Genomic DNA, 26421 nt, shown 5'->3' with positions numbered 1-26421 from the left:
AACGCTTAGTCTTTTAATGTTGTTTTATGTTGTTACTATTTATCATTCTATATCTATGCGGGGATTACGATATTCGTCTCATCTCCCCAATTGTCTACACTTGCGTCGAATCCCCCTTCGCCGCCATTAGTTGCCGGCTTTACGTTTGGCAATTCCAGCGGAATATCCTCGGGAGTTTCCTCCTCGTCCGGATCGGCTCCGGTACCCAGCACCACTTTCACCTCTTTCGTCTCATTATTGATCGCGGCACGTGGAGCTATATCATATTGCTTCGTAATGACCGTCTTGTTATCGACCAATAAGATGGAGAGCGTAAGCAAATTACTGATCTCGTCCGTGGCCTTCGATGTGACGTTCGGCCTGCCGAGTGTCAGGTAAGAGCCGGATAAGATACCGTCTGTCGTTGAGTTCTCGTGAAAGGTCTTTTCCGAGAAGTCCACGAGTTGCGTCGCTACGCTACTCCCGGTCTTTCTATCCGCTATCCAATATGTATCCGCCATCCCTTTAATCGATCCCCTCGCAGTCCGCACGTTGTGCAATCCTTTTATCTCTAAGGACAGATGGGTCGTGAAGATTACCTTCTCGGGCCGGCAAGCCAAGGAAAACTCCTTTCCCTCCTTAAGGTTCGCCCGTACCATCTCTTGCGTCACCTCAAAACCCTCCAATGTAGCTACCGCTAAAGGTTCCGGATCGTAGATCAGCCGCTCTCCCTCGGTGGGCGTGTACCAATCGCTATCCGTCGTCTTCATCACGATCCGCAGGGTGCTGTATTGATCTTGACCCTCGATCGTGAGATAACTGTATTCTTCGGCCGCTTGGTTAAATACCACTACGTTATAGATCCCTTTCCTCAATCGCACCTCGTCACCTGTGACCGTGTTGGTAAGGAAACGGCTTGGCTCCCCTCCATCGACCGGGTAAAAGAGTGCGGTCATACCATCCGGGTCGATACCGCAAGGACCCCAATCTATGTCGAGGCGCACGGCGCAACGGTCTACATACTCGCCGATCATAGTCTCTTTCGAGCATCCCGCCAATCCCATGACAAGCGAGATCAAGATGATAAATAACCGGCTCTCTCTCATCGGATACTCGTTTTCTTTAGCCCGTTGATATTGTTCGCGATCCATTTCCTTTCATTGCTTAGATTCAAGGAACTATCCTTCGATAGGAAAAACGGCGACAAGGTCAATTCCTTATGCTTCTCCGTATCCCCCTCAACCTCTACCGAACGGATCGTGGCGACATATAACGGGATCACCTCGTCTTGACATGCCTCCAGATCCTCTAGAGAGGAGATATATGCTTCCGCTTCCTCGAACTTCGACATATTACGAAAACCTATGTTTTTCGCGTCGTAATTGAAAACCAATACATTATATTTATCCGGTGGTAAGAACAGGGTGATGCCATTGGCGTTCCCATCCGTCTGTATCATCGGCCCGCCCTCCGACGGGTAGATACAATAGCGAAGTTTCTCCGGTACCGGGGAACCTGCTACCACGCTATCCCAACGAAGGGTGCAAGTGATGTAGCCCGTGCCTCTTTTCTCCGGTTCCTCGGATCTCTCGCAACTACATTCCAGCACCATGCCGATAATGAATAAAACTGCGATAGAGATCTTTAAGATAATACTTGTCTTATTGTACCTATACATTTTATTTATCTTTGAAAATCAATTATGATTGATCTTCTGGACGCAAATGTATAGGGAATGCTAAAGGGGAGAATTGTTATTTTTGTCCAAAGAGTTGCAAAAGTTGAGAGATTTTAAAAAAATCATTGAATATTATGTATTTTCATCCTTTAGAGAACGGACAGAGCGGGGAGATTGGCCGAAATTAGCCCTGCAGAAGTGCGAGAAGTTAGAAAGCGACTCAAAACCATACTTGTAACAAATCTCGGATATGGAAAGCTCGGTCATGATAAGGTCGTTGTGGATGTCTTGGCATTTGCGTTTCAGCATCCATTGGTAGGCGGGCTCTCCGAACGTATCCTTGAAGATACGGCGGAAGGTGGGTACACTGTAGCCTCCCAATTGGGCGAAGGTCTCCACGTCTTTCGCCTTCTGGTAGTTCTGCATCACGAAATACTGGAAACTGTGGCTATACCGGTAAATCGGGGCGTAAAAGGCGGCTAGCTCCTTGATGGGGTAGTAGTAGTTCAGCAAGTAGACCATCTCCGAGCGTTTGGCTTGCATCAGTCCGGAGCATCTTAAATCATCGTTGAGGTAGAGCTTCATGCCCTCGATGAAGAGTTGTATCGGCGGGACCATCGTCATTACGATGGGCTGCTGGCGTTCGTTCTCCACGATGGAGATGCCTTTGTTGAAACGATTGTCGCATATGTTTTGCGGACGCTCGAAGAGATAGATGATACATTCGGTGTAGTCGAGTACCTTGCACTCCACTTTCGAGCCGATCGGTTGCAATACGAACTGTCCGCCCCGGAACGTGGTGTCCGGGTGCTCCTCGCTGTTCAGCCAGATCTCTCCCTTGACTAGGAAAAAGACCATGTTCTGCATGCATCTTGTCTGAGGGATCACGTACCCTTTCGGATAAAGACGATACTTGAATATGTCCCTCTGGTAGAAACTACAAGAGGAACAGTCGGTATATTTGGTGCAGCGATGGTCGGTTAACATATATTGTTGTCTTTATAATTTTACTTTCTTTGTCTTGCCCTCGCTCTCGTTGTGAAAGCGATCTACGGCGGTCACTACATAGCGATATTTTACCTTTCCTTTCTCGTAAGGCATCAAGTAGCCGGTTTCCCGGGTGATAGCCACGATCTTCGAGGGATCGCTCGTGTCTATCGGCTCCTTGTCGTTAAAGCGATAGATCACGAAATAGGAGGCTAGCTCCGGATTCGTGGGGCTTTGCTCCGCTTGCCAATGTAACAAGAAGCCTTTAGGTGTCCATTCGGTCTTTAGCTTGCTTACGTCTTTTGGCGGACGGTTATGCATATGGGTATAGGCCGGGATAAGGGCCGGGTAACGGTGGTAGTTCCGTTTCAGGCTGTCGGCTACGCCCTTGTTGTTCCATAGAATCTCATTGGCGGGCCAGAAACAATTGCCGCGCACGTGAGGCAAGGCACGCTCGTAACGCATCTTGCGGGTTAATTGGTCCGCTTTCATGGTTCGGGCCACGTCTTGCCCGATATATAAATGACCTCCGTTGGCGTTTTTGTCCCACCATTTGATAAGCGTGATGTAATCCGCCGCCGGGTGTCCGATCTCCCAATAGATCTGGGGGATGTTATAATCGATCCAGCCTTGCTGTACCCAATAGGTGATATCGGCGTAGAGGTCGTCGTAGTTTTGCAGACCGTTGGTATTGCTACCCGATCCGTCCGCGGTGCTTTTCTTGTTGCGGTAGATGCCGAAGGGACTGATACCGAAGCGTACCCAAGGCTTGGTGAGCAGGATGGTACGTTTCAATTCCCGGATCAGGGTATTCACGTTCTCCCGGCGCCAATCGTTCCTTTGCGCCTCGCTGTATCCTTTTCGCAAGCCGTATTTCCGGAAGCTGTTATCATCAGGGAAAGGCATACCCGCCGCGGGATAGGGATAGAAATAATCGTCCATATGGATAGCGTCCACGTCGTAACGGCCGACGATATCACGCACTACCCGGCAGATAAACTGACGGCTTTCCGGCAATCCCGGGTCGAAAAGGATTTGTTTATTATAGGTGACAAACCATTCGGGATGCTTATGATAGATGTGGGAATCGGCGAAACGGGTGTTTCCCGCCGTGCTCGCCCGGTAAGGATTCAACCAAGCGTGAAACTCCATGTTTCGTTTATGGCATTCTTGGATCAGGAAGGCCATCGGGTCGAACTCACCTGCCGGGGCTACGCCTTGCTCTCCGGTGAAGAAGCGGCTCCACGGCTCGATATCGGATTTATAGAAAGCGTCCGCCTCGGGGCGCACCTGAAAGATGATGGCGTTGATGCCGCATGCTTGCAGGTAATTAAGCTTGCGGATGAAGTCTTTTTTCATCCGGGCGGGAGTCATATCCTTGTATTCGCCTTGAAAAGCGGTCTGTATCCATGCTCCCCTAAACTCTCGCTTGGCCTCCTTGCCCGTACTCGTAGCCGGACGAGGCTTCTCGCGAACCGTAGAACATGAGGTTATCGCACAAAAGAGAATCGCTACTAAGAAGCGAAAATATTTAATATACATGGGTGCCTTGCTGTGTTTGTCTATGAAATTTTCAACAAATGTAGAAGATTCCCTGTAAATATGAAATATTTCACCCTTGTTATTTTATTTACTTGGCAGTAGAGACGAGGCACACCCTGTCTAACTGTGTGAATTAGTTCGATGAAGATAGGGCAGAATCGGTTAGTTTTGGCTATCTTTGCGTTAAAGAAAAAGATAAAGGTAATATGTCTGAGAGCAATTCGATTTTCATCAAGGGGGCACGTGTCAACAACTTGAAAAATATAGATGTAGAGATTCCGAGGGACAAGCTGGTGGTGATAACCGGGCTGTCGGGGAGTGGAAAATCATCGTTGGCGTTCGATACCCTTTATGCGGAGGGACAGCGTCGGTATGTAGAGAGTTTATCCGCTTACGCCCGCCAGTTCTTGGGGAGGATGAGTAAGCCGGAATGCGACTATATTAAGGGAATACCGCCGGCTATCGCTATCGAGCAGAAGGTGAATACCCGTAATCCGCGTTCCACGGTCGGTACATCTACCGAGATTTATGAGTATTTACGCTTGTTATATGCTCGCGTCGGAAAGACGATATCGCCGGTTTCCGGCACCGAGGTGAAAAAACATCAGGTGAGCGATATTATCAAGGAGGTCATGCGATATCCCGAAGGAACTCGTTTTGCCGTATTCGCTCCGGTTGTCTTGCCGGAAGGCCGGGATATGAAGGAGCAGCTGGAGATCTTGCGGAAAGAAGGATATGCCCGTCTGTCGGTAAATGATACGGTATATCGTATCTCGGAGGTACTGGCGAGCGAGGAGTTGCTGTCTTACCCGATCGAGTTGTTGGTGGACCGCCTGACGGTATCGGACGATAAGACCTTGAAAAGCCGTTTGGCGGATTCGGCCGAGACCGCTTTCTTTGAGGGCCATGGTACCTGTTTGATTCGTATTTATACGGAGGAAGGGGTAGTCGTGAAGGAATTCTCGAAGAAGTTCGAGGCGGATGGCATGATATTCGAGGAGCCTACCGATATGATGTTTAGCTTTAATAATCCGTTGGGCGCATGTCCGACCTGTGAGGGATTCGGTAAGGTGCTGGGCATCGATGAGAATCTGGTGGTGCCCGATAAAAGCTTGTCTGTCTACCAAGGAGCCGTGGTTTGCTGGAAAGGTGAGGTGATGGGGGAATGGCTGAAAGACTTTATCGTGAAGAGCGAGAAATATAACTTTCCGATCCACCGTCCGTATTACGACTTGACACAGAAAGAGAAAGATTTGTTGTGGCATGGGGCGAGAGGTTTACACGGCATCGACGATTTTTTTAAGTTCGTGGAAGAGAATCTTTATAAGATACAATACAGGGTGATGCAAGCCCGCTATCGGGGAAAGACGACTTGCCCGGTTTGTAAGGGGAGCCGCTTGAGGCCGGAAGCGCTGTATGTGCAAGTGGGTGGTAAGAATATCGCCGAGCTGGTAACGATGCCGGTTTCGGAGGCAAAGGCTTTCTTTGATCAACTGGAACTGGACGAGACGGATGCGGCGATCGCTAAACGTTTGCTCACGGAAATCAATAATCGCTTGCAATTCCTGTTGGATGTGGGGTTGGGTTATCTGGCTTTAGATCGCCTCTCGGCCTCTTTATCCGGAGGAGAGAGCCAACGTATCAATTTGGCTACCTCGTTGGGTAGTAGCTTGGTGGGTTCGTTGTATATTTTGGATGAGCCGAGTATCGGTCTGCATTCCCGGGATACGGATTTGTTGATCAAGGTATTGCGACAGTTGCAAGCCTTGGGGAATACCGTGGTCGTGGTGGAGCATGATGAGGAGATTATCCGTGCGGCGGATTATATCATCGATATCGGTCCGAAAGCAGGGCGTTTGGGGGGCGAGGTCGTTTATCAAGGCGATGTGAATAACCTCCGGAAATGTACCGATAGCCATACGGTACGTTATTTGACGGGAGAGGATCAGATCGAGATCCCGCCTTATCGGCGTCCGTGGAATAATTATATAGAAGTGACAGGGGCCCGGAAGAATAACTTAAAGGGCGTGGACGTGAAGTTTCCTTTGAACGTGATGACGGTGGTTACCGGCGTGAGCGGTTCGGGTAAAAGTTCCTTGGTTCGTGATATTTTCTACGAGGGCGTGAAACGCCATTTGGATGATGCCGCCCGCCTGACCGTAGATTGCTCCGGTATCAGTGGAGATTTGAATATGATTCAGGCGATTGAGTTTGTAGACCAGAACTCGATCGGAAAGAGTTCTCGCTCGAACCCTGTGACGTATATCGGCGCTTACGATGAGATCCGTAAACTATTCGGTGAGCAGCCTCTAGCGAAGCAGATGGGATATAACGCCGCTTATTTTTCCTTTAATAAAGAAGGAGGTCGCTGCGAGGAATGTAAGGGCGAGGGCAAAATCACGGTAGAGATGCAGTTTATGGCGGATATCACCTTGGAATGCGAGGCTTGCCACGGCAAACGCTTCAAGCAGGATGTATTGGATGTAGAGTATCAAGGCGCTAACATATACGATGTGTTGGAAATGACCGTAAATCAAGCGATCGAGTTCTTCGAGAAAGGTTCCGGCTCCCAAGAGAAGAAGATTGTGAAACGCTTGAAACCGCTGCAAGACGTGGGCTTGGGCTATATCAAGCTGGGACAGACTTCCTCCACTTTATCCGGTGGTGAGAACCAACGTGTGAAACTGGCTTATTACTTAGGCCAAGAGAAGCAGCAACCTACCTTGTTCGTTTTCGACGAGCCTACAACCGGTTTACATTTTCATGATATCAAGACTTTGTTGAAAGCTTTCAATGCCTTGATCGAGAAAGGTCACTCCGTGGTAATTATCGAGCATAATATGGATGTGATCAAATGTGCGGATTATGTGATCGATTTAGGACCGGAAGGCGGAAAGGCCGGCGGGCAGTTGGTTTGTGCCGGTACACCGGAGGAGATAGCGGCTTGCGAGGCATCCTATACCGGAAGGTTTTTAAGGGATAAGTTATAAAGAGACGATATAAAGACAAATGTAAATAGCTCCTGCCCGAATATTCGGATAGGAGCTATTTCTTTTAAGAGGAATGGGAGCATTCCCATTAATATCCTGGGTTTTGCTCGATGATTCCATTTTTCGCAAGGTCTATAACCGCTTGCGGTATCGGGCCGTATTCGTGGGTCCCTTTGATGAAACGGGCATTTTGGAGATGAGAGCGGAATGTCTTCTCATGCTCGAAATAAGTGTTCATCACGTCTGAGGCGATTCCCCAACGGACTAGATCAAAGAAACGTTCACCTTCTAAGGCGAATTCCAGACGTCGTTCGGTACGTAAGGCTCGGATCGCCTCCTCTTTGTCGGAAAATGACGGATATAATCCGATCCGGTATTTGGCGGCATCCGCTGTCCCGTCAGCGGTTTTTACGGTCTGGCTGTTCATGGCACGCTCGCGAACTTGGTTGATGTATTTCAATCCGGTAGCCAAATCGCCTAGTTCGATAGCAGCTTCGGCACGCCACAATAACACGTCCGCATATCGAATAATATAAACATTCAATGCGTTTACGTATGGCCAGATAGCCAAATAGTAACTTGAGTTCTTGGAGACAATACGTTTTTTCGGGCTATACGGACCGTAAACCGTAGCCTCACGAGGAGTCCAGTCATAGAGTTGGACATCAAGGAACATGATTCCGGGGCGGGCTACCGTGTGGTCTAGGCGGGTGTCTACATAATCATTTTCCGAAACGTCTATGCCGTCTTCCAAAGGCAAGCCGTTGGAGTCGGTCTTATAAGCGTTTACTAGGTTTTGGGAAGGACGAAGGAAACCATAGTTGGGATAAGGGCCTCCCGGAGGTAACAAACGGTCGCCCGGATTTCCGTTGTAGTTGTTCGGGGAGCCATCGTTGATAGAGGCTTGGACTGAAAATAAAATTTCAGAGCAGTTGTCATTTTCTGGCAAGAAGATATTCCGGAAGTCGGGGAGTAGCTGGTATTTGCCGGAATTGATCACCTCATCCGTCGCTGTAGCGCATTCCTGCCATTTGCCTTGGAACAAGTAAACTTTAGCCATATAAGCCCGGGCCGTCATCTTACATGGACGTGCCACATCTGGCTGGGAATCCGGGAGACCTTCGTAGGCGGCCTTAAAATCATTCAGTATCTTCTCCCATAATTGATCGGATGTATACTCCTTATTCGAGATAGAGGCGAACGCGGAAGGATCGCTGACACTCTCGTCGAAATATGGGATCTGGTTATAGATGATCTTTAAGTTGAAATAGAAATGGGCACGCAGGAAACGCATCTCGGCGATACGGGTCTCCTTTTTATCATAATCGCTGCCTTTGAGGATACGGATCGCTTGGTTACAGCGGTTCACGCCCTCGTATAAGGCTAGCCATTTCCGATTGTAATCTTGGATAGTCGGGTCGATATGGAAGATTTCCATCAAGTGAACCGGGTTCTGGTCTCCCGTACCACCTCCGCCTTTGTAGGTATCGTCTGAGATCACATCGCCAAATTGCCAGTTGGAGCATCCTGAATTCAAGCCGGAGCTGGCATCGTCCATCTGGCCGTCTAGGATGGAATAGGCGGAGATAATCAATCCCTCGATGTTATTGGGATCTTGTGCTTGTTCGGGAGTCAGTTCGCCTACAGGTGTCTCTTCCAGAAAATCGCTGCATGATGTCAATGCGAATACGGTACAGGCCGCTATAATCATTTTCTTCATATTCTTGTTTGTTGTTGTTTGATGTTTAAAAACTTACGTTTACTCCAAAGGTGAAGGTGCGGGATAACGGATAGATGCCGCGGTCCACACCCATATCTAGGTTACGGTAGTCACTGGAGTAACTTTGCAATCCCACTTCCGGATCGATACCGTCGTATCCGGTGATCGTGAATAAGTTGGTTGCTTGCGCATAGATATACAAGCTATTGAACTTAATCTTGGATAGGATGGACTGAGGTACGGAATAACCGATTTTCATGTTCTTTAAGCGAACGAAAGAAGCGTCTTGCACATAGTAAGACGAGGGCCGGATGTTATTGTTCGGATCGTCCATGGTGACACGGGGTATGTCCGTATTCGTGTTGGTTGGTGTCCATGCATTAACGACACGGCTGTTTTTGTTGTATTGCGATTGATTGTAGAAATCACCCACATAACGGGTCAAGTCGTATACATCGTTTCCGAACATTCCCTGAAAGAATAGACTGAGGTCAAAATTATGGAAGTTGACTCCTAATGTAAGGCCTGCTGTGACATCGGGGAGTGGGTTACCGATATAGTCACGGTCGTTACCGTCTATTACGCCATCTCCGTTTACGTCTACGAACTTGATATCACCCGGTTTCGCGTTAGGTTGGAGTAGTTCGCCTTTATTATTGGTATATGATTTGATCTCCGCCTCGCTCTGGAATAAACCGTCTTCTTTATAAGCGTAGAAAGAGCCGATTGGTTGACCGATGGCGGAACGAGAAACCTCTTGATCGAAGTTGAGGGAGTGAATCACGCTGGTAGGCAGTCCGATATAGGAGACATCACCGTCTAATTCCGTCATTTTGTTCTTGATAGCGGACATATTGAAGGCGACATTGAACCCGAAATCTTTATTGATGCTCTTATTGTAGCTGACCTCAGCTTCGAAACCCCGGTTACGCATTTTCCCGACATTGTCCCATACCGTTTGGTTTGTACCCCCCACGGTACCGATCAAGGGACGCTCCCATAATAAGTCCTTGGTATCTTTGTTAAACCAATCCAGCACAACGGTTAGGCTGTTATCTAGGAAGCCTAGATCCAGCCCGACATTAGTTTGCGTGGTGGTCTCCCATTTCAAGTTTGCGTTACCGTAACGGGTTTGGGTGTATCCGGTTGTCACGGAACTTTGGCTACCGTTGATCGGATAGTTGGAGTGGTTCGGATTACTCATGTAAGAATCGATCGTGGAATAAGCCGGGATATCAGAGTTGCCGTTTTGTCCCCAACCTATGCGGACTTTCATGTTGCTGATAGCCGGAATATCATAAAACGGTTCGCTACTGATACGCCAGCCTGCGGAGACAGCCGGGAAATTACCCCATTTATTGTTACCAAGTTTAGAAGATCCGTCACGTCGGAACGTGGCTGCGAATAAGTAGCGGTTGTCGAAATTATAATCAATTTTACCGAAATAAGACATCATCTTGGAAGTAAAGGCAGAACCTGCGTTCTTCTGGGAGCCGCTATCGCCCGCATCGAGGAAATGGAAGTTATTGTCATCCGAGGCAAAGCCTTCACGGGAGGCGGAGAAGTATTCCTCTTGATAACGGTTTGTCTCGATACCTAATAAGGCTCCGATCGTATGTTTATCGAATGTCCGTAAATAGTTTAACGTGTTCGTGAATACCCAATTGAAGTTCCAACGGTTTTGCGTGCTCAACGTACTCAAGGGCTGCTGGGTGTTCAATTCGTTGTATTTGGCCTTGAAGCTTCGTTTATACAGGTTTTTGTAATCCGCTCCGAAGTTGGTCTTGAAATAAAGTCCCTCTAGGATATTCAGTTCGGCGAATAGATTACCGAATAGGCGGGTGGTACGATCTTTATTATCCTTATTACGGTATAATTCGCCTAACGGGTTGGAGATGTCGGCGATCGGGTTGCTGCCGAAATTCCCGTCCAGATCGTAAACAGGGGTAATGGATACGGTCTTATAGGCGTTGTATAACATACCTCCCAGTGCGGCGTTATTGGTGACCGAGGTTCCCCACGCATGTGATAATGTGGCGTTCTCACCGATTTTCAAACGATCGTTGAAGAGCTTGAACTCATTGTTGAAACGTCCGGATATACGTTCGAAACCAGTATATTTCATAAGACCGTCTTGGTTGAAATAGCCTAGGGAGAACAAGTGGCTGCTAACTTTATCTGCTTTCGCCAGAGAGAGGTTATAGGACTGGACCATGGCTTTTTGCATGATCTCGTCAACCCAATCCACGTCTCCCGAGGGAAGACGGTGATCTGCGTCAAGGAATTCCGGGATTACGGCGGTCTCGCCGGAGCCATACACGTCGCTTACTGGTGATTTCCCGTCGTTACGCTGTGCCTGCCATAATAAGTCGCCATATTCTTGGGCGTTTAGCATACGCATCTGTTTTGCCGAGGTTTGTACTCCCACGTAAGCGTCTAGGTTTACTCGGAAAGTACCTTCCTTCCCTTTTTTTGTACTGATGATAACCACGCCGTTTGCCGCACGTGCGCCATAGATGGAAGCGGAAGAAGCATCTTTCAATACCTGCATACTTTCGATATCATTCGGGTTGAGAAAATTGATGCCGCCCTCTACTGGTACGCCATCGATGATATAAAGCGGATCATTGTTACGGATCGTGCTGAAACCGCGTACACGTACCGCTACGCCTCCGCCGGGCATATTATCCGGGATTACGTTTACGCCGGACAATTTACCTTGCATCATTTGATCTACACTGGATACCGGGGTATCTTTCAGGTCGCCTACCTCCAGTACGGAAACAGCACCGGTAAGGTCTTTTTTCTTCTGTACACTATAACCTACCACGATAACCTCGTCTAGGTTCTGGGTGTCATCCTGCAATTGGATCGTGAGGGGAGAACCATTCCCGGCTGGAATCTCCTTGGTGTTATAACCGATATAAGTAACGACCAATATGCTTTGCTTGTTTTGCAGCGAGAGAGAAAATTTGCCGTCAAAATCGGTTACGGCTCCATTTGTAGTCCCTTTCTCAATCACGTTAGCCCCGATAATTGGTTCTCCGTTCGTATCGGTGACTACGCCACTTACCGTGAATGTCTGTTGGGTGATCGTCATTCGTCCAGTAACGTTTGGCAGATCCTCCGCTGGTGCCGCATTGATTGGCTGTAAGTATGCTACGCCTAGCAAAAGAGCGGGAATCGCCATCGTAAAGTAATTTCTGTTGTCCATCCTTTTGTCCTTAAAATATATTAGAATTAATCTATTTTTTCAGAACGCAAAGGACGTGTGATTGTATTACGATGATATGTCTATGTTATTAAAAATGTGTTCACGATTGTATTGCCTTTCAGTGATATGACGATTAGGCTACGATTACAAAAATGATGTCGGTTGTCTTTTGCGTATTGGTTAATGACGTTTTAGTACTAGTGAATAAAATGTAAGAATTATGAAAGTAACTCATTTTAAGAAAGTAAGCGAAACAAGTGGTGTGTGTGTCCTGTTAAGATTGTACTTATTTATAATCGAATAATTTATACTGTGCGTAGTCTTTACGAGACATTCAAGTAGCCTGTGAGGGCGAAAAAGCAGTAATATTAATACTAGTGTAATAAAATAAAGTTCATTCAGCCTGTTCTTCTGTGAAGAAAAACAGGCTGTGTTTTTATTGCTTGGCAGGATCTTCGTCTTTATTCCACTTATCTCGCATTCTCAGACGTTTGACTTGCAGATAGCGTAGAAGGATGATGATGACGAGCGTAGCGCCGATCATCAAGAAATATTCGGTATAATTATTCCCCGAATTGTTTCCCGGCCAGCCGATGATACTCATTACGATTAAGTAGACAAGTAAGGCAATTGTTGTGATGTTGATCTTCTTCATATTCGTTTTATTCTTAAAACAGGGCAAAGATATAAGATTGTTTCGGGCTTTAGGAGGTTAAAACGCATTTGTACTGTGCCCGATAATGTTCTGTTTGAATAATTAAGATATATAAACCTTGTGGGAGGGGAATCGGGAGGATAGGGTTCCCTGCCTGTACCGCTTGCGTAAATACCAATATGCCTGCCGGAGTAAGTAGTTTGACTTTACCGGGGGATGGAAGATTATTAATGAATAAAGTTTTGTTCTCTAGCTGATAGCTTAATTCCGGAAATGAAAAGGCTTGATTGGAAACAGGAGGATCTTGTCGGGCTTGAGGTTCCGATGTTGGGAAAGATATGGGTGCATTCGTTGATAATAATTTATAATTGGCTGGTTCGGATGTATTATATACAGATAGGCTGGTACTATTATTCGCTTTGACAAAGAAAGCGGAGAATGGAGGGATGGCGAAATCGCTACCGATCACGTAGGGTTGGTAGGTGGAGCCGTCATATATATAAATGTATCCGTCTAAGGCCGAGTTTGATTCTATTTGACTAAGAGATAAAGGAGCCGGCAGAGGATTACCGCATAGATACCAGCCGTTGTGATTCTGGTTCTGGCTTTGGTTGTTAATGCTTACCGGAATAGAGGCTTGACCGTTTTTTCCGAAATCTATAGGGATATCTTTTGCTTTCGAGGAGAAACGAAGGTTCTGACGATCGGCGGAAGCGTCAATAGCGATCAGGTACCCCTTGTTCTTCTTGAAGATGGGCTGGGATGTATTGATTATTGTTTGTGGTATGACTTCCCAGTTGTTGGAAGGGCTTTGTGAGTTGGCTCGCTTTTCTCCGTTATAGGTTTGTACGTAAAAGTAGTTACCGTTTGTATCGCTTTTGTCATCACCCAGTTGGAAATCCGGGTCTATGCCGGAAGCGAATACATCGAAGGGGAAGGAGATAAAATACCATTTGCCTTTTTGAGCGAAGGTCTTCTCGATTGTTATTTTGCCGGAGATGTTAATAGTTCCAGACGATCGCAAGGTGGAGGAAGACGCCAAGATACCATCATTAGGATAGATGGTAAGGTTATTTGCGGATAGATTTCCGGTTGGTAAAATATGGATATTTCCATTGCCAATAAAGATATCTTTACAGCTGATATTTGTATTTATGGAGATATTGCCGTTAATCAAGGCGTTGCGGTGACGGTAGGCGGGTAGGTGGCTCCAGCGATCCTCATGGTTCCAATCGCTGTTTCCGGTAAATAGGGAATAGGTAGGAATCATGCCGTGTGCGTAAACGCTGTCTACATAATAATAGCCGTTTTTGGTATTGGCGGCCGGTGTGGGGACGATAAGATCTAAGCCCGGAGGATTGTTTTTTATATCTGTGGTTTTGAAAGGATTGATGCCACTCTCTCCTATGGTTGGAACTAAGGAGGGATAACTTGTTTCCCCTTTTCGATAGGTTCTGGCTCTCATGCCTTCTCCTTCTACTAGAAGGATGCCCCCTTTCCGTATACTGATTTTTATATCTTGATGATTTGTTAACGTGAAATGCTCGAAAGCCACTTGCGTATTCATTGGCATTCGTAACCCGTAGTTTCCGTGGCTGTTAGGAATATCTTTCACGCCGGAGATATCTTCAATAAGGGCTTCACCTGTAATGGCATAATCCCAATTATCAGAAGCAAGTCCCTCAAATGTCTGCATCCGAAACGTATCCCGGATAGATATATTTGCGTTACTTTGCACAAAACTTTCCCATGTAGATGGATTTGAAACTTGTGACTGGATAAATTGTTGTACGAATAGGAATGCCGTACAAACGACAACGCATCTGGATAGATGCCAAATTCTCTTTTTCATAGCTAAGTTGATTTATATTTGTAAATATGTTCGCAAATATACGTAAATAATTGAAATAATATATCTTTGTGGCATGAAAGAATTTATCATATCTGAGGCACAGACCGAAAAGGCCGTTTTGGTGGGTTTGGTTACCCCCGAGCAAAATGAGCAAAAGGTTAAGGAATATCTGGACGAATTGGCTTTCTTGGCCGATACGGCAGGGGTGGATGCGGTAAAGCGTTTTACCCAGAAAATGGATTACCCGAATTCCGTCACTTTTGTCGGGACCGGTAAATTGCAGGAAATTAAGGAGTATGTGGTAGAGAATGAGATCGGCTTGGTGATCTTTGATGATGAGCTGAGTCCGAAGCAACTCCGTAATATTGAGAAAGAATTGCAGGTGAAAATCTTGGATCGTACGAGCTTGATCTTGGATATCTTCGCTAGCCGTGCACAGACCGCCCATGCGAAGACACAGGTGGAGCTTGCACAATATAAATATATGTTACCCCGCTTGACTCGTCTGTGGACACACTTGGAGCGTCAGCGAGGCGGCGTAGGTATGCGTGGTCCGGGTGAGACACAGTTGGAGACTGATAAACGTATTATCTTGGATAAGATCGCACGATTGAAGAAAGAGCTGGTGGATATTGACAAGCAAAAAAGCGTACAACGGAAAAACCGGGGTAAGATGGTACGTGTAGCGTTAGTCGGATATACGAACGTAGGTAAATCTACCTTGATGAACTTATTGAGCAAGAGTGAGGTCTTTGCCGAGAATAAGTTGTTCGCTACGTTAGATACGACCGTACGCAAGGTCATTATCGAGAACTTGCCGTTCTTGCTGTCTGATACGGTCGGATTTATCCGCAAGTTACCGACCGAGCTGGTGGAATCTTTTAAATCTACCTTGGATGAGGTACGGGAGGCGGATTTGCTGGTACATATCGTGGATATCTCACACCCGACTTTTGAAGAGCAAATAGAGGTCGTGAACCGTACGTTGGCGGAGATCGATAAGACCGAGAAACCGATGATCATGGTTTTCAATAAGGTGGATGCATTTACCTTTGTCCCGAAAGAGGAAGATGATTTGACCCCTCGTGGTCGTGAGAATATCGATCTGGATGAACTGAAACGTACGTGGATGGGAAAATTGCAAGATAATTGCATCTTTATCTCCGCCAAGGAACGTACGAATATAGAGGCGTTGAAAGAGATGTTGTATGAACGGGTTAAACAAATCCATATCACCCGTTTCCCCTACAATGACTTCCTTTTTCAGCAATATGATGAAGAGTAGAGTCTTACAAAATTAGTACCAATGAATCATTTGAGAAATTTGCGGCCGGATGAGATCGCCACCTTGCGATCTCAGGCTTGCCGGGCCGATGATTGGAATCAAGTTTGGGTTCCAGAAGTGTTTGATATTGAATATGTGAACCACGTACGTTTTTCAGGAGTGGTTAAGTTAGGAGCCTTTCGTAAGATTTTTACCCTGCCGGGAGGATTGGTAAAGCATAGCGGGCTTCGTCATGTTACCCTACATAATTGCACGTTGGGGGATAATGTGCTGATCGAGAACGTACAGAATTATATCGCTAATTACCAGATCGGTGATGACTGCTTTATCCAGAATATAAATGTTATGTTGGTGGAAGGCAAGGCTACGTTCGGGAATAATGTCGAGGTGTCGGTCTTGAATGAGACCGGCGGGCGTGAGGTTCCGATTTACGATGGCCTGTCGGCTTCATTGGCTTATATTATCGCATTGTACCGTCATCGTCCGGCCTTGATCGAACGCTTGCGGGATATGATTACCGCTTATACGGAGGGTATCGCCTCTACGGAGGGAACGGTTGGCGATAAGGTCAAGATTGTCAATACCGGTACGATCCGTAACGTGAAGATTGGTGATTACGCGACCATAGAGAATAGCGCACGTCTGGAAAATGGTTCCGTAAATAGTAAGAGAGAGGCCCCGGTATTTATCGGGGATAGTGTGATCGCGCAAGATTTCATTGTCTCTTCGGGAGCCAAGATCGCGGATGCCGCTAAGATTATCCGTTGCTTTATCGGACAGGCTTGCCAAGTGACGCATAACTTCTCGGCCCATGATTCCTTGTTGTTCAGCAACTGCGCTTTCGAGAATGGGGAGGCTTGCGCTATATTCGCCGGTCCGTTTACGGTGTCTATGCATAAGAGTAGTTTGTTGATAGCGGGAATGTATTCGTTCTTGAACGCGGGAAGTGGCTCTAACCAGAGTAATCATATGTATAAGCTGGGACCGATCCATCAAGGGATCGTGGAACGTGGCTCCAAGACTACCAGCGACTCGTATATTCTTTGGCCGGCCCGTATCGGCGCTTTCTCTTTGGTAATGGGTCGCCATCATCACCATAGCGATACTTCCGATATTCCCTTCTCCTATTTAATAGAGAAGGATGATGAGACTTACTTAGTCCCGGGAATTAATCTTCGCAGCGTAGGTACGATCCGTGATGCCCAGAAATGGCCGAAGCGTGATAAACGTACGGACCCGGATCGCTTGGATATGATTAACTATAATCTATTGAGTCCCTATACGATCCAGAAGATGCTGAAAGCGGTGGATATCTTGAAAAACCTGCAGGCATTGGTTGGAGAGACTTCCGAGATTTATTATTATCAGAATACTCGTATAAAAGGTTCCTCCCTCCGGAATGCGTTGAACTTTTATGGGATGGCAATTAATAAGTTCTTTGGTAACTCGTTAATCAAGCGTTTGGAAGGTACGACCTATTGTTCTATGGAAGAGGTCTGGGAGCAATTGCGTCCTACGGAATCCAAAGGCTCCGGAGAATGGCTGGACTTGGCGGGCTTGATCCTCCCGAGGGAACCGCTAGATGCCTTGTTGCAAGATATCGAACAGGGGGAAATCGCTTCCTTAGAGGATGTGGAATGTTTTTTCCGTTTGGTTCACGGACGTTATTATTCCTTGGAATGGACATGGGCCTACGAGATGATCGAACGTTATTATGGGGTGGATCTCCGTTCGATTTCCGCCGCAGAGATTATTGATCTGGTTCGTCGTTGGCAAGAATGTGTGATCCGCTTGGATGAGATGCTTTATGAGGATGCCCGTAAGGAATTCTCCTTGACTTCTATGATCGGTTTCGGTGTGGATGGTTCCAACAAGGAAAAACAACAGGATTTCGAGGGTGTTCGAGGAGATTTCGTGAATAATCCGTTTGTTACCGCCGTACAGGAACATATCGTGAATAAACGGGCGCTTGGGGATGAACTGATCGAGAGGTTGAAACCTTTAGTATAAAGCCTATGAAACCATTATTTCAAGAACTGCCATTCCCGATAGATAGTCACATTCATTTCTATGTGGAGGATCTACCGCATTTTATAGTGCCTTGGCACTACCATCCGGCTATTGAGATAATGTATATCACAAGTGGTACGGGTACTCGCTTTGTCGGGGATCATGTGGAAGGATATTTCGAGGGCGATGTTTGTATGATCGGCCCTCAACTGCCACATGAGTGGAGAAACGACCCTGTTTATTTCGATAAGAGCTCCGGCTTGCGGGCTACTTGTATTTGCTTGTTCTTCAAGCGTCAGATTTTTGAACCTAATTTAATCCGTCTTCCGGAGATGAATAATATCCGGGAATTGATAGAGCGTTCCCGTAGAGGAATTAAGTTTGTGGGTAAGTCCCGGAAGAAGATTGCCGAGCTGATCAGCCAATCCGCCAATGAGACGGGAGCGAGTAGGGTGATCAAATTGATTGCTTTACTGGAATTAATGGCGACTTCCGAAGAATATGAGATATTAGCCAGTACGGGGTTTACGGAAACGGTCAACTCGGACGATTTCGAGCGTTTCAATAAGGTCTATAAATATCTGGTGAAGAACTTCACGTCTCCAGTGAAGCTGGAGGAAGTCGCCGCTTTGGTAGGCTTGACTCCGACCGCTTTTTGTCGTTATTTCAAGAAACGGACCAAGAAGACTTTCGTGGAGTACCTGAATGACATGCGCATAGGACATGCGAAAAAACTATTGATAGAGGGAAACCTGAAGATATCCACGATTAGTTCCGAGGCCGGATTCAATAATCTATCCAACTTCATCGGCCAATTTAAGAAAACCACGAATATGCTTCCATCCGAGTACCAGAAAAAATATAAGGAGCGCCTGGATGGAGAATAAGGACAGGATTTCATAGTTGTTTGGAAAAATACTAAAATAAAGCCCAAGGTATTCGATCTATTTTTGCGATATAAGTTGTATCGTAAAATAGAATATCATGGAACATAAAAAGATTGTAATCCCATCCTTGTCATTTTTTCAAAATGAGTTAAAGGGGGAAGGTGTGGTAAAGAGCCGGAGAACTTTAGGTGAGCTTGCCGGAATTTTTGAGAATCAAGATGCTTATTCCCAATTACCATTAGATCAATTAGCATACGAGGTATATAGTTATTTACCGGAGCGGGAAGGCACTCCGGGAGGGCTTTATTTTGGTATTACTCAATTATATCCGGGAAAGGTGGGAGATGAGTATTTCATGACGAAAGGCCATTTTCATCAACAAGAGGATCGTTCGGAGTATTATTGGGGATTGGAAGGCGAAGGTATGTTGATCTTGATGGACCGGGAACGGAATACGTGGGCGGAAAGGATGATGCCGGGTAGCCTGCATTATATACCGGGCGGTGTAGCGCACCGGGTAGCTAATACTGGAAATAGCGTCTTGTCATTTGCCGCATGCTGGCCTTCGGATGCCGGGCATAATTATGAAGAGATAGCGAATAAGGGCTTCTCGGCCCGATTGGTAGAAGTGAACGGTACCCCTAAATTGCGATAGCTTATGTATACGATAGCGATAGATTTAGGGGGGACGGTCGTAAAGATCGGACTATTGTCTGATGGTGAGATCGTAGACTGTGTGAGATTACCTTCCCGTCTGGCTCTGGGATTAGCTCTGAACTTACCTAAGATAAAGGAGGCGATCGATCGGTTGTTGGCCGCTTGGCGTATTGATGTGGCGGCGCTTCGTTGTATCGGCCTGGCTTTTCCCGGGTTGGTAGATCCAATTCATAACCGGGTAATCTCTACGAATGAGAAGTATGATGATGCCTGTTCGATCAGTCTGGATAAATGGGCATGGGAGAATTGGGAAGTTCCTTTCTGCATGGATAATGACGCTCGTTTGGCCGTAGCCGGAGAATGGTGGCAGGGTGCGGCCCGGGGAAAGAACAATGTAGTCATGATGACAATCGGAACCGGTATCGGTACGGGAGTCGTGATCGATGGACGGCTTCTGTATGGACAGCATTTTCAAGCGGGTTCTTTGGGAGGACATTTTGTGTTGGATTATAAGGGCCGTCGATGTTCATGCGGGAATAAAGGCTGTGTAGAAGCTCTGTCTTCCTCTTTTTTCTTGCCGACCATTATCCGGGAGCATGCCCTTTTATCGGAATCATTTAAGCGAGATGCGGATATCTATGATTTCAAGCGCATTTTCAGGTTGGCGCAGGAGGGGAATACAGACGCTTTATTGATTAGAAACGAATGCATGGATATCTGGGCATCGGCGATAATAACCTATATACATGCTTATGATCCGGAAGTGGTGATTCTGGGAGGGGGGATTTTAAAAAGCCAAGAGGTAATCATTCCTTATATCAGTAAGCGAGTGGATGAATTAGCTTGGTGTCCTTCCGGGAAAGTCCCGGTTGTCCCGGCAATATTGGGCGATGACGCCGCTTTATTCGGCTTGGAGTATTTCATGGTAAAACAACAGCAAAATGAACGGATTTGTATTTGATAAAGGAATTGATATAACACCGGTTCAATCGCCTATGGGGTTTACCTATGGGGCGGGTGTATTTGGTCCGGAGGTCGAGATTCGCCGGCTGGAAGATATACGGGCTAGTTTGCGTGATCCTCAATGCAAGGGACCGGAGCAGGTTTACTCGATCGCTATGGATGTCGGCAAAGAAGAACATCGTGTGTTGCTGAATAAGTTACATTTGTTATTCGGGGTAGTGACATATAGCGCTGGTAAATTGGGGCAGGAGCCAGTCAGAAGTCAAGGGCATATTCATAAGATATCTCCTTATAGCGGTTGGTCTACGCCGGAAATCTATGAGATTTGGTCGGGAGAGGCGATTATTTATATGCAGGAGTATGCGGAGGATCAACCCGGTCGATGTTATGCGGTACATGCCTTTCCGGGGGATGTAGTGATCGTTCCTCCCTATTGGGTACATGCGACGATTAGTGCGAATCCGAGATTGCCTTTGACTTTCGGGGCGTGGTGCGATAGAGATTATGGTTTTGTGTATGAGGGGGTTCGTAAACACGGGGGAATCGCTTGGTTTCCTATATTTAATGGAAGCGATGAATTAGAATGGATTGCGAATCCGATGTACGATTCCTCTCATTTGATTTGTAAATCTCCTTCGGATTATATTTCTTTAGATATTCGGAAAGGGGTATCTATTTACAGACAATTCGAGGAAAATCCGGAGATTTTCTTATATGTGCCTAATCCCGCGTTGAAAGCGGAGGTCTGGCGTGATTTCGAGCCTTGAGTTTATAGATGGATTAAATACACAAGAAAAACATGAGAAACACGAGTTATAGATATTGGATGATTTATGTGATAGCGATTGTCGCCGCCATGGGAGGACTATTGTTTGGTTTTGATACCGGCGTGATTTCCGGGGCGATTCCTTTCTTCCAGAAAGATTTTGGCATAGACGATAGTATGGTGGAGGTCGTTACTTCCTCCGGTTTGCTGGGAGCTATTCTGGGAGCGCTGTGTTGTGGTAAGTTGACGGATCGCATAGGGCGTAGGAAAGTCATTTTGACTTCGGCTGTTATTTTCGCTATCGGTGCGTTATGGTCGGGATGGGCTCCGGGCATTTATCATTTGATCGCCGCCCGTTTATTCCTGGGGGTGGCTATCGGGATATCTTCTTTTGCGGTGCCTCTTTATATCGCAGAAGTTTCTCCGGCGAAATCACGGGGGATGTTTGTCGCCATGTTCCAATTGATGATTACGATCGGGCTTCTGGTATCTTATCTTTCGGATTTGTATTTTGCGGATGAGACGTCTGTTTCATGTTGGAGGCCGATGTTTTATGTGGGGGTGATTCCCGCTATTATTTTGTTCGTGGGTATGTTGCTGGTTCCACCATCTCCAAGGTGGTTGATGTCCGTTGGCAGGGAGGAGGAGAGTTTATCGGTCTTAAAGATGATCGAGCACCCGGATCAAGTAAATGTCTCATTTGAGCAGATGCGGAATGAGATGCGGAAAAATGATGAGCAACAAGGGCGTTTTAAGGATTTGGCTCAGCCTTGGTTGAGGAATGCGTTGGTTATCGCTATTGGTATCATGTTCTTCCAACAGTTCGTAGGTATCAATACGGTGATCTATTATAGTCCTAAAATATTCTTGATGGCCGGTTTCGATGGTGCGGTCTCTGCGATTGGGGCTTCTGTAGGGGTGGGAGTTGTCAATTTATTGTTCACGTTACTGTCTGTCTATTTCGTAGATCGGCTGGGAAGGCGTAAACTTTATTTTCTGGGGTTGAGCGGTATCGTGATTTCCTTGTCGCTACTCGCTACCTCTTTTATATTCGCCGCTCAATTAGGGGATTCCGGGAAATGGCTTTCCATTGTCCTTATTTTCTTATATGTGGGATTTTTCGCTATCAGCATCGGGCCTCTAGGTTGGTTGATTGTGTCGGAAGTGTTTCCACAAAAGTTAAGAGGGCTGGGGGCTTCTCTCGGTTCATTGTCCGTTTGGTTTTTCAATGCGATCGTATCGTTTACCTTTTTCAAGATACTGAAGGTATTCTCAATACCGGGAACCGATTTAACGATCAATGGCGAAAGCCAAGGGAATCCGGCAGGAGCGTTCTTATTTTATGCGTTTATTGGAATTGTGGCGATTATTTGGGGATATTTCTATGTACCGGAAACGAAAGGAGTTTCATTGGAGAATATCGAGGCTTTTTGGAGAAAAGGAGGACACCCGAAAGATAAAATAATATAATATGGATAGAAGAGTATTTATTAGACAAACAGCAGTTGCGGCATTAGGCGGCTTAGTGGCTTTTGATTTATCAAATGCATTAGCTAAAAGTGAAATGGCTTTTGCCGGGAAAGGAGAAATCTCGCCCCGGGCAATCACCATGTGGGATTTTTCTTGGTTGGAGAGGCGTTGGCCCGGAGCCGGTTATGAGGACTGGGACCAAGTATTGGACGAGCTCTCGGAACGGGGGTATAATGCGATACGTATTGATGCTTATCCTCATTTAATAGCGGAGAATCCAATGAAGAAATGGTTACTTAAAGAAGTTTGGAATCAGCAAGATTGGGGAAGTCCGGATATGAATGAGGTACAAGTTCAACCGAATTTGAACTTGTTCTTGTCGAAATGTAAGGAGCGGGATATTAAGGTCGGGCTTTCTTCTTGGTATCGTCTCGATGTGGATGAGGTTTGCCTGAAATTGGATACACCGGAGAAATTGGCGGATTGCTGGCTGACAACCCTTCGTTCGATCGAGGAGGATGGGTTATTGGATACGATCCTTTATGTAGATCTTTGCAATGAGTGGCCCGGTGATTCGTGGGCTCCTTTTTTCGCTAAGACATATCCGAATGTCGGTTGGGGGAATTGGTATAAGGAGGAATCCTTACGATGGATGAAAACCTCGTTGGAGAAGATGCGACAAGTATATCCGGATATGCCATTCTTATATTCTTTTGATCATGGGGATGTCAAGAAATATGAAGAGGTGGATTGCTCTTTTCTTGATTTGTATGAGCATCATATTTGGATGGCCCAACAGAATGGTGGAGAATTTTATAAGCTGGTGGGATATGGCTACAATCGTTTTTTACCGGATGATTATAAGAATGTGGTGAAAAACGCAGAACGGGTTTATCGGGAAAGACCTGGATATTGGCAGAAGTTGTTGACTGATAAGATAGAGCTTATGGCTTCTGTGGCCCGGAAGAATCGCCGTCCTCTTGTTACGACAGAGTGTTGGGGATTGGTGGATTATAAGGATTGGCCTTTATTGAAATGGGACTGGGTAAAAGATCTCTGCGAGTTGGGAACTATTACGGCAGCTCGTACGGGTATGTGGGTCGGCGTAGCGACCAGTAATTTTTGCGGGCCTCAGTTTGCTGGAATGTGGCGGGATGTGGAATGGCATAAACACTTGACTTCTATCATCCGTTCTTCCCCGCTGGATGAGTCTCTCACGAAGAATAATGAAGTAGCAGCCAAATTATTGAAACGACTTTAATCTTGGGATGGTATGTATTACGATGATTCTTATATTTTGATAAGATTCTAAAAGCAGGAGGTAAATTTCTAAAAAGTTTATGTTTCTAATAATTGTAACTTGCCTTCGTGAAAGAGTTAAATAAATCGGATGTCATGAAAAGAATAATTTTAATTATGTGTTGCTTCCTATCCGTATTCGCTTGGGCCGATGACGGGAGGACAACGATCTCATTAAATGGGGAATGGGATTTTGATCAGACGGAACATGCTTTTCCCCCACGGAAATATACCCGTAAGATACCGGTTCCGGGATTGGTGCATCTAGCTAGGCCGAAAATTTCTCAATACGAGAAATTCTTCAAGAAGCCTGACGGCGTGGAGTTGGTGGAACAGTTTAATTTCTTGGAGAGAGATTATACGCCAATGTATAATTGGTATAAGCGAAAAGTATTTATCGACGAGAAATTCAAGGATGAGCAATTATTCCTTACGATAAAGAAAAGCCAATACGTTACACGAGTCTTCGTGAATGGACATCAAGTAGGGTCTTCCATGGAATGCTATACTCCAATGGATTTTAATATTACGAGTGCCGTAAAATATGGCTCGGACAATGAGATCTTAATTCAGGTGGGCGACCGGGCGTGGTTGCCTAGCGAGGCTGCCGGTGGTACGGATAAGGAGAAAGTCCATTACCTACCCGGAATCTGGGACGACGTGTTCATCACGGCTACCGGTAAGATGCGGGTCGACAAGATTTTGTTCCTACCTTCTCTGGCTAAAGGATTGGTGACAGTTAAGACTTTGGTGAGAAGTTTGTATCCACCCCAAATGTTGTATGGGGATAAAATGAAGGACTCTTGTAAGATTGAGTTCTGTGTCAAGGAGAAGACCACAGGGCAGGTGGTTGGAAAGAAAGTGATTGAAGGTGAGGTTAAACGGGATAATAGGACTTATTTCGAAACGAGTATCTCTTTGGATAATCCGAAGGCTTGGACTCCGGATTCCCCTTTCTTGTACGAAGGCGAGGTCTCGGTGTATGACCAAGATGAGCTTGTAGATCGTTATTCGGTGAACTTCGGGATGCGTGATTTTTCGAGAAAAGGCAAATTCTTTACGCTTAATGGGGATAAATTCTACTTACGAGGCTCCAATATCACGCTTCAACGTTTCTTTGAGGACCCGGATTGTCAAGCGTTGGCTTGGGATCGGGAATGGGTGAAGAAGCTGATGATAGACTTGCCAAAGTCGATTGATTGGAACGCTATGCGAATATGTGTCGGTATTGTTCCGGACTTCTGGTATGATCTTTGCGATGAGTATGGCATCGTATTGCAAAATGAGTGGCTTTATTGGCAAAATCATGGATGGGATGAACAGGTACGTAAGGAGTATACGAATTGGGTATGGAGCGATGGCAATCATCCCAGTATCGTGATCTGGGATGCGATCAATGAGAATTGGGACAGTTATATAGGAAATACGCTGATTCCCGAACTAAAGGAATTAGACCCGACCCGGATCTGGGATGCCGGCTATATGACATCTGATCAGATGGGAACGAATGATGAGATGGATGAGCCACACCCATATCGCGCGCTAACGTTGATGCATTCCAGTGAACTGAACGACTACTTCAAAAACAATCCCTATAACTTAGGTGCATTGCATGAGAATTGGGTAGGTTTCTCTTCTATACTAGATGCGGGCGTTCCTCAGTTGGTCAATGAGTACGGATGGATTTGGTTATGGCGTGATGGACGGCCCTCGAAATTGACACTCAATAATTATAATTATTATCTCGGCGAGAACGCTACTCCGGCTCAATGCCGTGAATTGCAAGCCTATTGGTTACAGCTTGAGACCGAGTGGCTGCGTTCAGAACGCTCGGTGGGTGGAATCTTGGCCTTTTGCCATCTGACCAATAATTATGGTTTCACGGGAGATTGGTTTATCAATGATATTAAGGACTTGCAACCTTCGCCGGCTTTCCGGTGGTTCAAGCATTGCTTCGCTCCAACGGCGGTCTTTATCGACTTGACGGACCATCGTTATACAAAACATCTCCCTGCCTTGAAACCGGGTAGTGATTTAGTCTTCAACTTGGTTGGGGTGAACGACTTGAATAAAGACTCGTCAGGAAAAGTTCTCTTGAAACTACTAGACGAGAAAGGAACTATTATTTCGACACAAGAAGAGTCTATTGTGATTGAACCTTTTGGCAAGCGGCTTCAACCTTGCCTTCTGAAATTGCCCTCAAAAGCAGGAGGTTATCTTTTGATAGCCGAGTATCATGAGAAGGGGGGGGCGAAACCAGTACTTAGTCGCCGTTATCTAAAAGTAGGCGATGCGGTAACCTCTTTCAAGGATTACTTTGAGTATACATTAAATTAGTTAGGTTAGCTTTTATATCCAATTTCCTACGGCGGCACTCCTCGTGAGTGCTGTCGAGGGGAATGCTACCCCTTTTTTGAAAATACTCAGAGTCCGAATAACCAAAAAGTAATGTTAGGAATATTGTTTA

The 26421-nt window shown here is 46.2% G+C and carries 18 protein-coding genes; 10 read left to right on the top strand and 8 right to left on the bottom strand.

What is annotated here, in order from left to right:
- Positions 1–53: 53 nt before the first annotated feature.
- The 4 genes from NBH07_RS11180 to NBH07_RS11165 all read right to left on the bottom strand — a co-directional run bounded on the left by NBH07_RS11180 (position 54) and on the right by NBH07_RS11165 (position 4186).
- A complete protein-coding gene (locus NBH07_RS11180; RefSeq protein ID WP_232284020.1) occupies positions 54–1130 on the bottom strand; it encodes a DUF5119 domain-containing protein in 1077 nt (358 codons plus the stop codon).
- Positions 1082–1657: a DUF5119 domain-containing protein gene (locus NBH07_RS11175; RefSeq protein WP_009016594.1), complete on the bottom strand. Its 576-nt coding sequence runs from the start codon at positions 1655–1657 to the stop codon at positions 1082–1084. Before NBH07_RS11175 ends, NBH07_RS11180 begins: the two co-directional genes overlap by 49 nt.
- 132 nt (positions 1658–1789) lie before the next feature.
- Positions 1790–2644: a helix-turn-helix transcriptional regulator gene (locus NBH07_RS11170; protein ID WP_250833510.1), complete on the bottom strand. Its 855-nt coding sequence runs from the start codon at positions 2642–2644 to the stop codon at positions 1790–1792.
- 12 nt (positions 2645–2656) lie between these two features.
- On the bottom strand, positions 2657–4186 hold the full coding sequence (locus tag NBH07_RS11165; RefSeq protein WP_009016593.1) for a glycoside hydrolase family 10-like protein: 1530 nt from the start codon (positions 4184–4186) through the stop codon (positions 2657–2659).
- Positions 4187–4392: 206 nt separating this feature from the next.
- Here NBH07_RS11165 and uvrA point away from each other — a divergent pair, with 206 nt between their 5' ends.
- Positions 4393–7176, top strand: a complete 2784-nt coding sequence (uvrA, locus tag NBH07_RS11160) for an excinuclease ABC subunit UvrA (RefSeq protein ID WP_005859908.1) — start codon at positions 4393–4395, stop codon at positions 7174–7176.
- 88 nt (positions 7177–7264) lie between these two features.
- Here the strand turns inward: uvrA and NBH07_RS11155 are convergent, their stop codons facing one another.
- From NBH07_RS11155 to NBH07_RS11140, 4 genes are all read right to left on the bottom strand, one after another.
- A complete protein-coding gene (locus NBH07_RS11155; RefSeq protein ID WP_009016591.1) occupies positions 7265–8896 on the bottom strand; it encodes a RagB/SusD family nutrient uptake outer membrane protein in 1632 nt (543 codons plus the stop codon).
- A gap of 25 nt (positions 8897–8921) precedes the next feature.
- Positions 8922–12110 carry a SusC/RagA family TonB-linked outer membrane protein gene (locus NBH07_RS11150; protein ID WP_039848507.1) on the bottom strand — a complete coding sequence of 1063 codons (3189 nt, stop codon included), beginning with the start codon at positions 12108–12110 and terminating at the stop codon, positions 8922–8924.
- A 436-nt stretch (positions 12111–12546) separates the two neighbouring features.
- The gene (locus tag NBH07_RS11145) at positions 12547–12765 is read right to left on the bottom strand and encodes a hypothetical protein (protein WP_005859902.1); all 219 of its coding nucleotides are present in this window, start codon (positions 12763–12765) and stop codon (positions 12547–12549) included.
- A gap of 49 nt (positions 12766–12814) precedes the next feature.
- On the bottom strand, positions 12815–14617 hold the full coding sequence (locus tag NBH07_RS11140) for a DUF4097 family beta strand repeat-containing protein (RefSeq protein ID WP_005859900.1): 1803 nt from the start codon (positions 14615–14617) through the stop codon (positions 12815–12817).
- Positions 14618–14690: 73 nt separating this feature from the next.
- Between NBH07_RS11140 and hflX the strand changes: the two genes are divergently transcribed.
- From hflX to NBH07_RS11095, 9 genes are all read left to right on the top strand, one after another.
- Positions 14691–15902 (top strand): GTPase HflX, encoded by a 1212-nt coding sequence (gene hflX / locus NBH07_RS11135; RefSeq protein WP_005859898.1) that lies wholly within the window; start codon positions 14691–14693, stop codon positions 15900–15902.
- Between the two features lie 21 nt (positions 15903–15923).
- Positions 15924–17912 carry a DUF4954 family protein gene (locus NBH07_RS11130; protein ID WP_057316266.1) on the top strand — a complete coding sequence of 663 codons (1989 nt, stop codon included), beginning with the start codon at positions 15924–15926 and terminating at the stop codon, positions 17910–17912.
- Between the two features lie 5 nt (positions 17913–17917).
- Complete coding sequence (locus tag NBH07_RS11125; RefSeq protein WP_005863332.1) at positions 17918–18799, top strand: AraC family transcriptional regulator; 882 nt, start codon at positions 17918–17920, stop codon at positions 18797–18799.
- A gap of 97 nt (positions 18800–18896) precedes the next feature.
- Positions 18897–19454, top strand: a complete 558-nt coding sequence (locus NBH07_RS11120) for a glucose-6-phosphate isomerase (protein ID WP_011967258.1) — start codon at positions 18897–18899, stop codon at positions 19452–19454.
- A 3-nt stretch (positions 19455–19457) separates the two neighbouring features.
- On the top strand, positions 19458–20417 hold the full coding sequence (locus NBH07_RS11115) for an ROK family protein (protein ID WP_008779090.1): 960 nt from the start codon (positions 19458–19460) through the stop codon (positions 20415–20417).
- Positions 20398–21186 carry a glucose-6-phosphate isomerase family protein gene (locus tag NBH07_RS11110; protein WP_011967259.1) on the top strand — a complete coding sequence of 263 codons (789 nt, stop codon included), beginning with the start codon at positions 20398–20400 and terminating at the stop codon, positions 21184–21186. The genes NBH07_RS11115 and NBH07_RS11110 overlap by 20 nt, the downstream gene beginning before the upstream one ends.
- A gap of 32 nt (positions 21187–21218) precedes the next feature.
- The gene (locus NBH07_RS11105; RefSeq protein ID WP_057316267.1) at positions 21219–22655 is read left to right on the top strand and encodes a sugar porter family MFS transporter; all 1437 of its coding nucleotides are present in this window, start codon (positions 21219–21221) and stop codon (positions 22653–22655) included.
- Between the two features lies 1 nt (position 22656).
- Positions 22657–23916, top strand: coding sequence for a cellulase-like family protein (locus NBH07_RS11100; protein WP_122145260.1), 1260 nt, complete (start codon positions 22657–22659; stop codon positions 23914–23916).
- 134 nt (positions 23917–24050) lie between these two features.
- On the top strand, positions 24051–26291 hold the full coding sequence (locus NBH07_RS11095; protein ID WP_008779094.1) for a glycoside hydrolase family 2 protein: 2241 nt from the start codon (positions 24051–24053) through the stop codon (positions 26289–26291).
- Positions 26292–26421: the final 130 nt, after the last annotated feature.

The sequence above is a fragment of the Parabacteroides sp. B2-S-102 genome (assembly GCF_023656665.1).
GTDB lineage: Bacteria > Bacteroidota > Bacteroidia > Bacteroidales > Tannerellaceae > Parabacteroides > Parabacteroides distasonis.
Note: the sequence above shows the minus strand (reverse complement) of the source record. Positions and strands in the feature narration are given on the sequence as shown.

Bases quoted from the DNA above. Each gene is read 5' to 3' on its own strand.
- NBH07_RS11180 (WP_232284020.1), bottom strand. From the start codon at position 1,130: ATGGATCGCGAACAATATCAACGGGCTAAAGAAAACGAGTATCCGATG.
- NBH07_RS11125 (WP_005863332.1), top strand. From the start codon at position 17,918: ATGAAACCATTATTTCAAGAACTGCCATTCCCGATAGATAGTCACATT.
- NBH07_RS11130 (WP_057316266.1), top strand. From the start codon at position 15,924: ATGAATCATTTGAGAAATTTGCGGCCGGATGAGATCGCCACCTTGCGA.
- NBH07_RS11155 (WP_009016591.1), bottom strand. From the start codon at position 8,896: ATGAAGAAAATGATTATAGCGGCCTGTACCGTATTCGCATTGACATCA.
- NBH07_RS11170 (WP_250833510.1), bottom strand. From the start codon at position 2,644: ATGTTAACCGACCATCGCTGCACCAAATATACCGACTGTTCCTCTTGT.
- NBH07_RS11100 (WP_122145260.1), top strand. From the start codon at position 22,657: ATGGATAGAAGAGTATTTATTAGACAAACAGCAGTTGCGGCATTAGGC.
- uvrA (WP_005859908.1), top strand. From the start codon at position 4,393: ATGTCTGAGAGCAATTCGATTTTCATCAAGGGGGCACGTGTCAACAAC.
- NBH07_RS11105 (WP_057316267.1), top strand. From the start codon at position 21,219: ATGAGAAACACGAGTTATAGATATTGGATGATTTATGTGATAGCGATT.
- hflX (WP_005859898.1), top strand. From the start codon at position 14,691: ATGAAAGAATTTATCATATCTGAGGCACAGACCGAAAAGGCCGTTTTG.
- NBH07_RS11095 (WP_008779094.1), top strand. From the start codon at position 24,051: ATGAAAAGAATAATTTTAATTATGTGTTGCTTCCTATCCGTATTCGCT.
- NBH07_RS11175 (WP_009016594.1), bottom strand. From the start codon at position 1,657: ATGTATAGGTACAATAAGACAAGTATTATCTTAAAGATCTCTATCGCA.
- NBH07_RS11115 (WP_008779090.1), top strand. From the start codon at position 19,458: ATGTATACGATAGCGATAGATTTAGGGGGGACGGTCGTAAAGATCGGA.
- NBH07_RS11165 (WP_009016593.1), bottom strand. From the start codon at position 4,186: ATGTATATTAAATATTTTCGCTTCTTAGTAGCGATTCTCTTTTGTGCG.
- NBH07_RS11150 (WP_039848507.1), bottom strand. From the start codon at position 12,110: ATGGACAACAGAAATTACTTTACGATGGCGATTCCCGCTCTTTTGCTA.
- NBH07_RS11110 (WP_011967259.1), top strand. From the start codon at position 20,398: ATGAACGGATTTGTATTTGATAAAGGAATTGATATAACACCGGTTCAA.
- NBH07_RS11145 (WP_005859902.1), bottom strand. From the start codon at position 12,765: ATGAAGAAGATCAACATCACAACAATTGCCTTACTTGTCTACTTAATC.
- NBH07_RS11120 (WP_011967258.1), top strand. From the start codon at position 18,897: ATGGAACATAAAAAGATTGTAATCCCATCCTTGTCATTTTTTCAAAAT.
- NBH07_RS11140 (WP_005859900.1), bottom strand. From the start codon at position 14,617: ATGAAAAAGAGAATTTGGCATCTATCCAGATGCGTTGTCGTTTGTACG.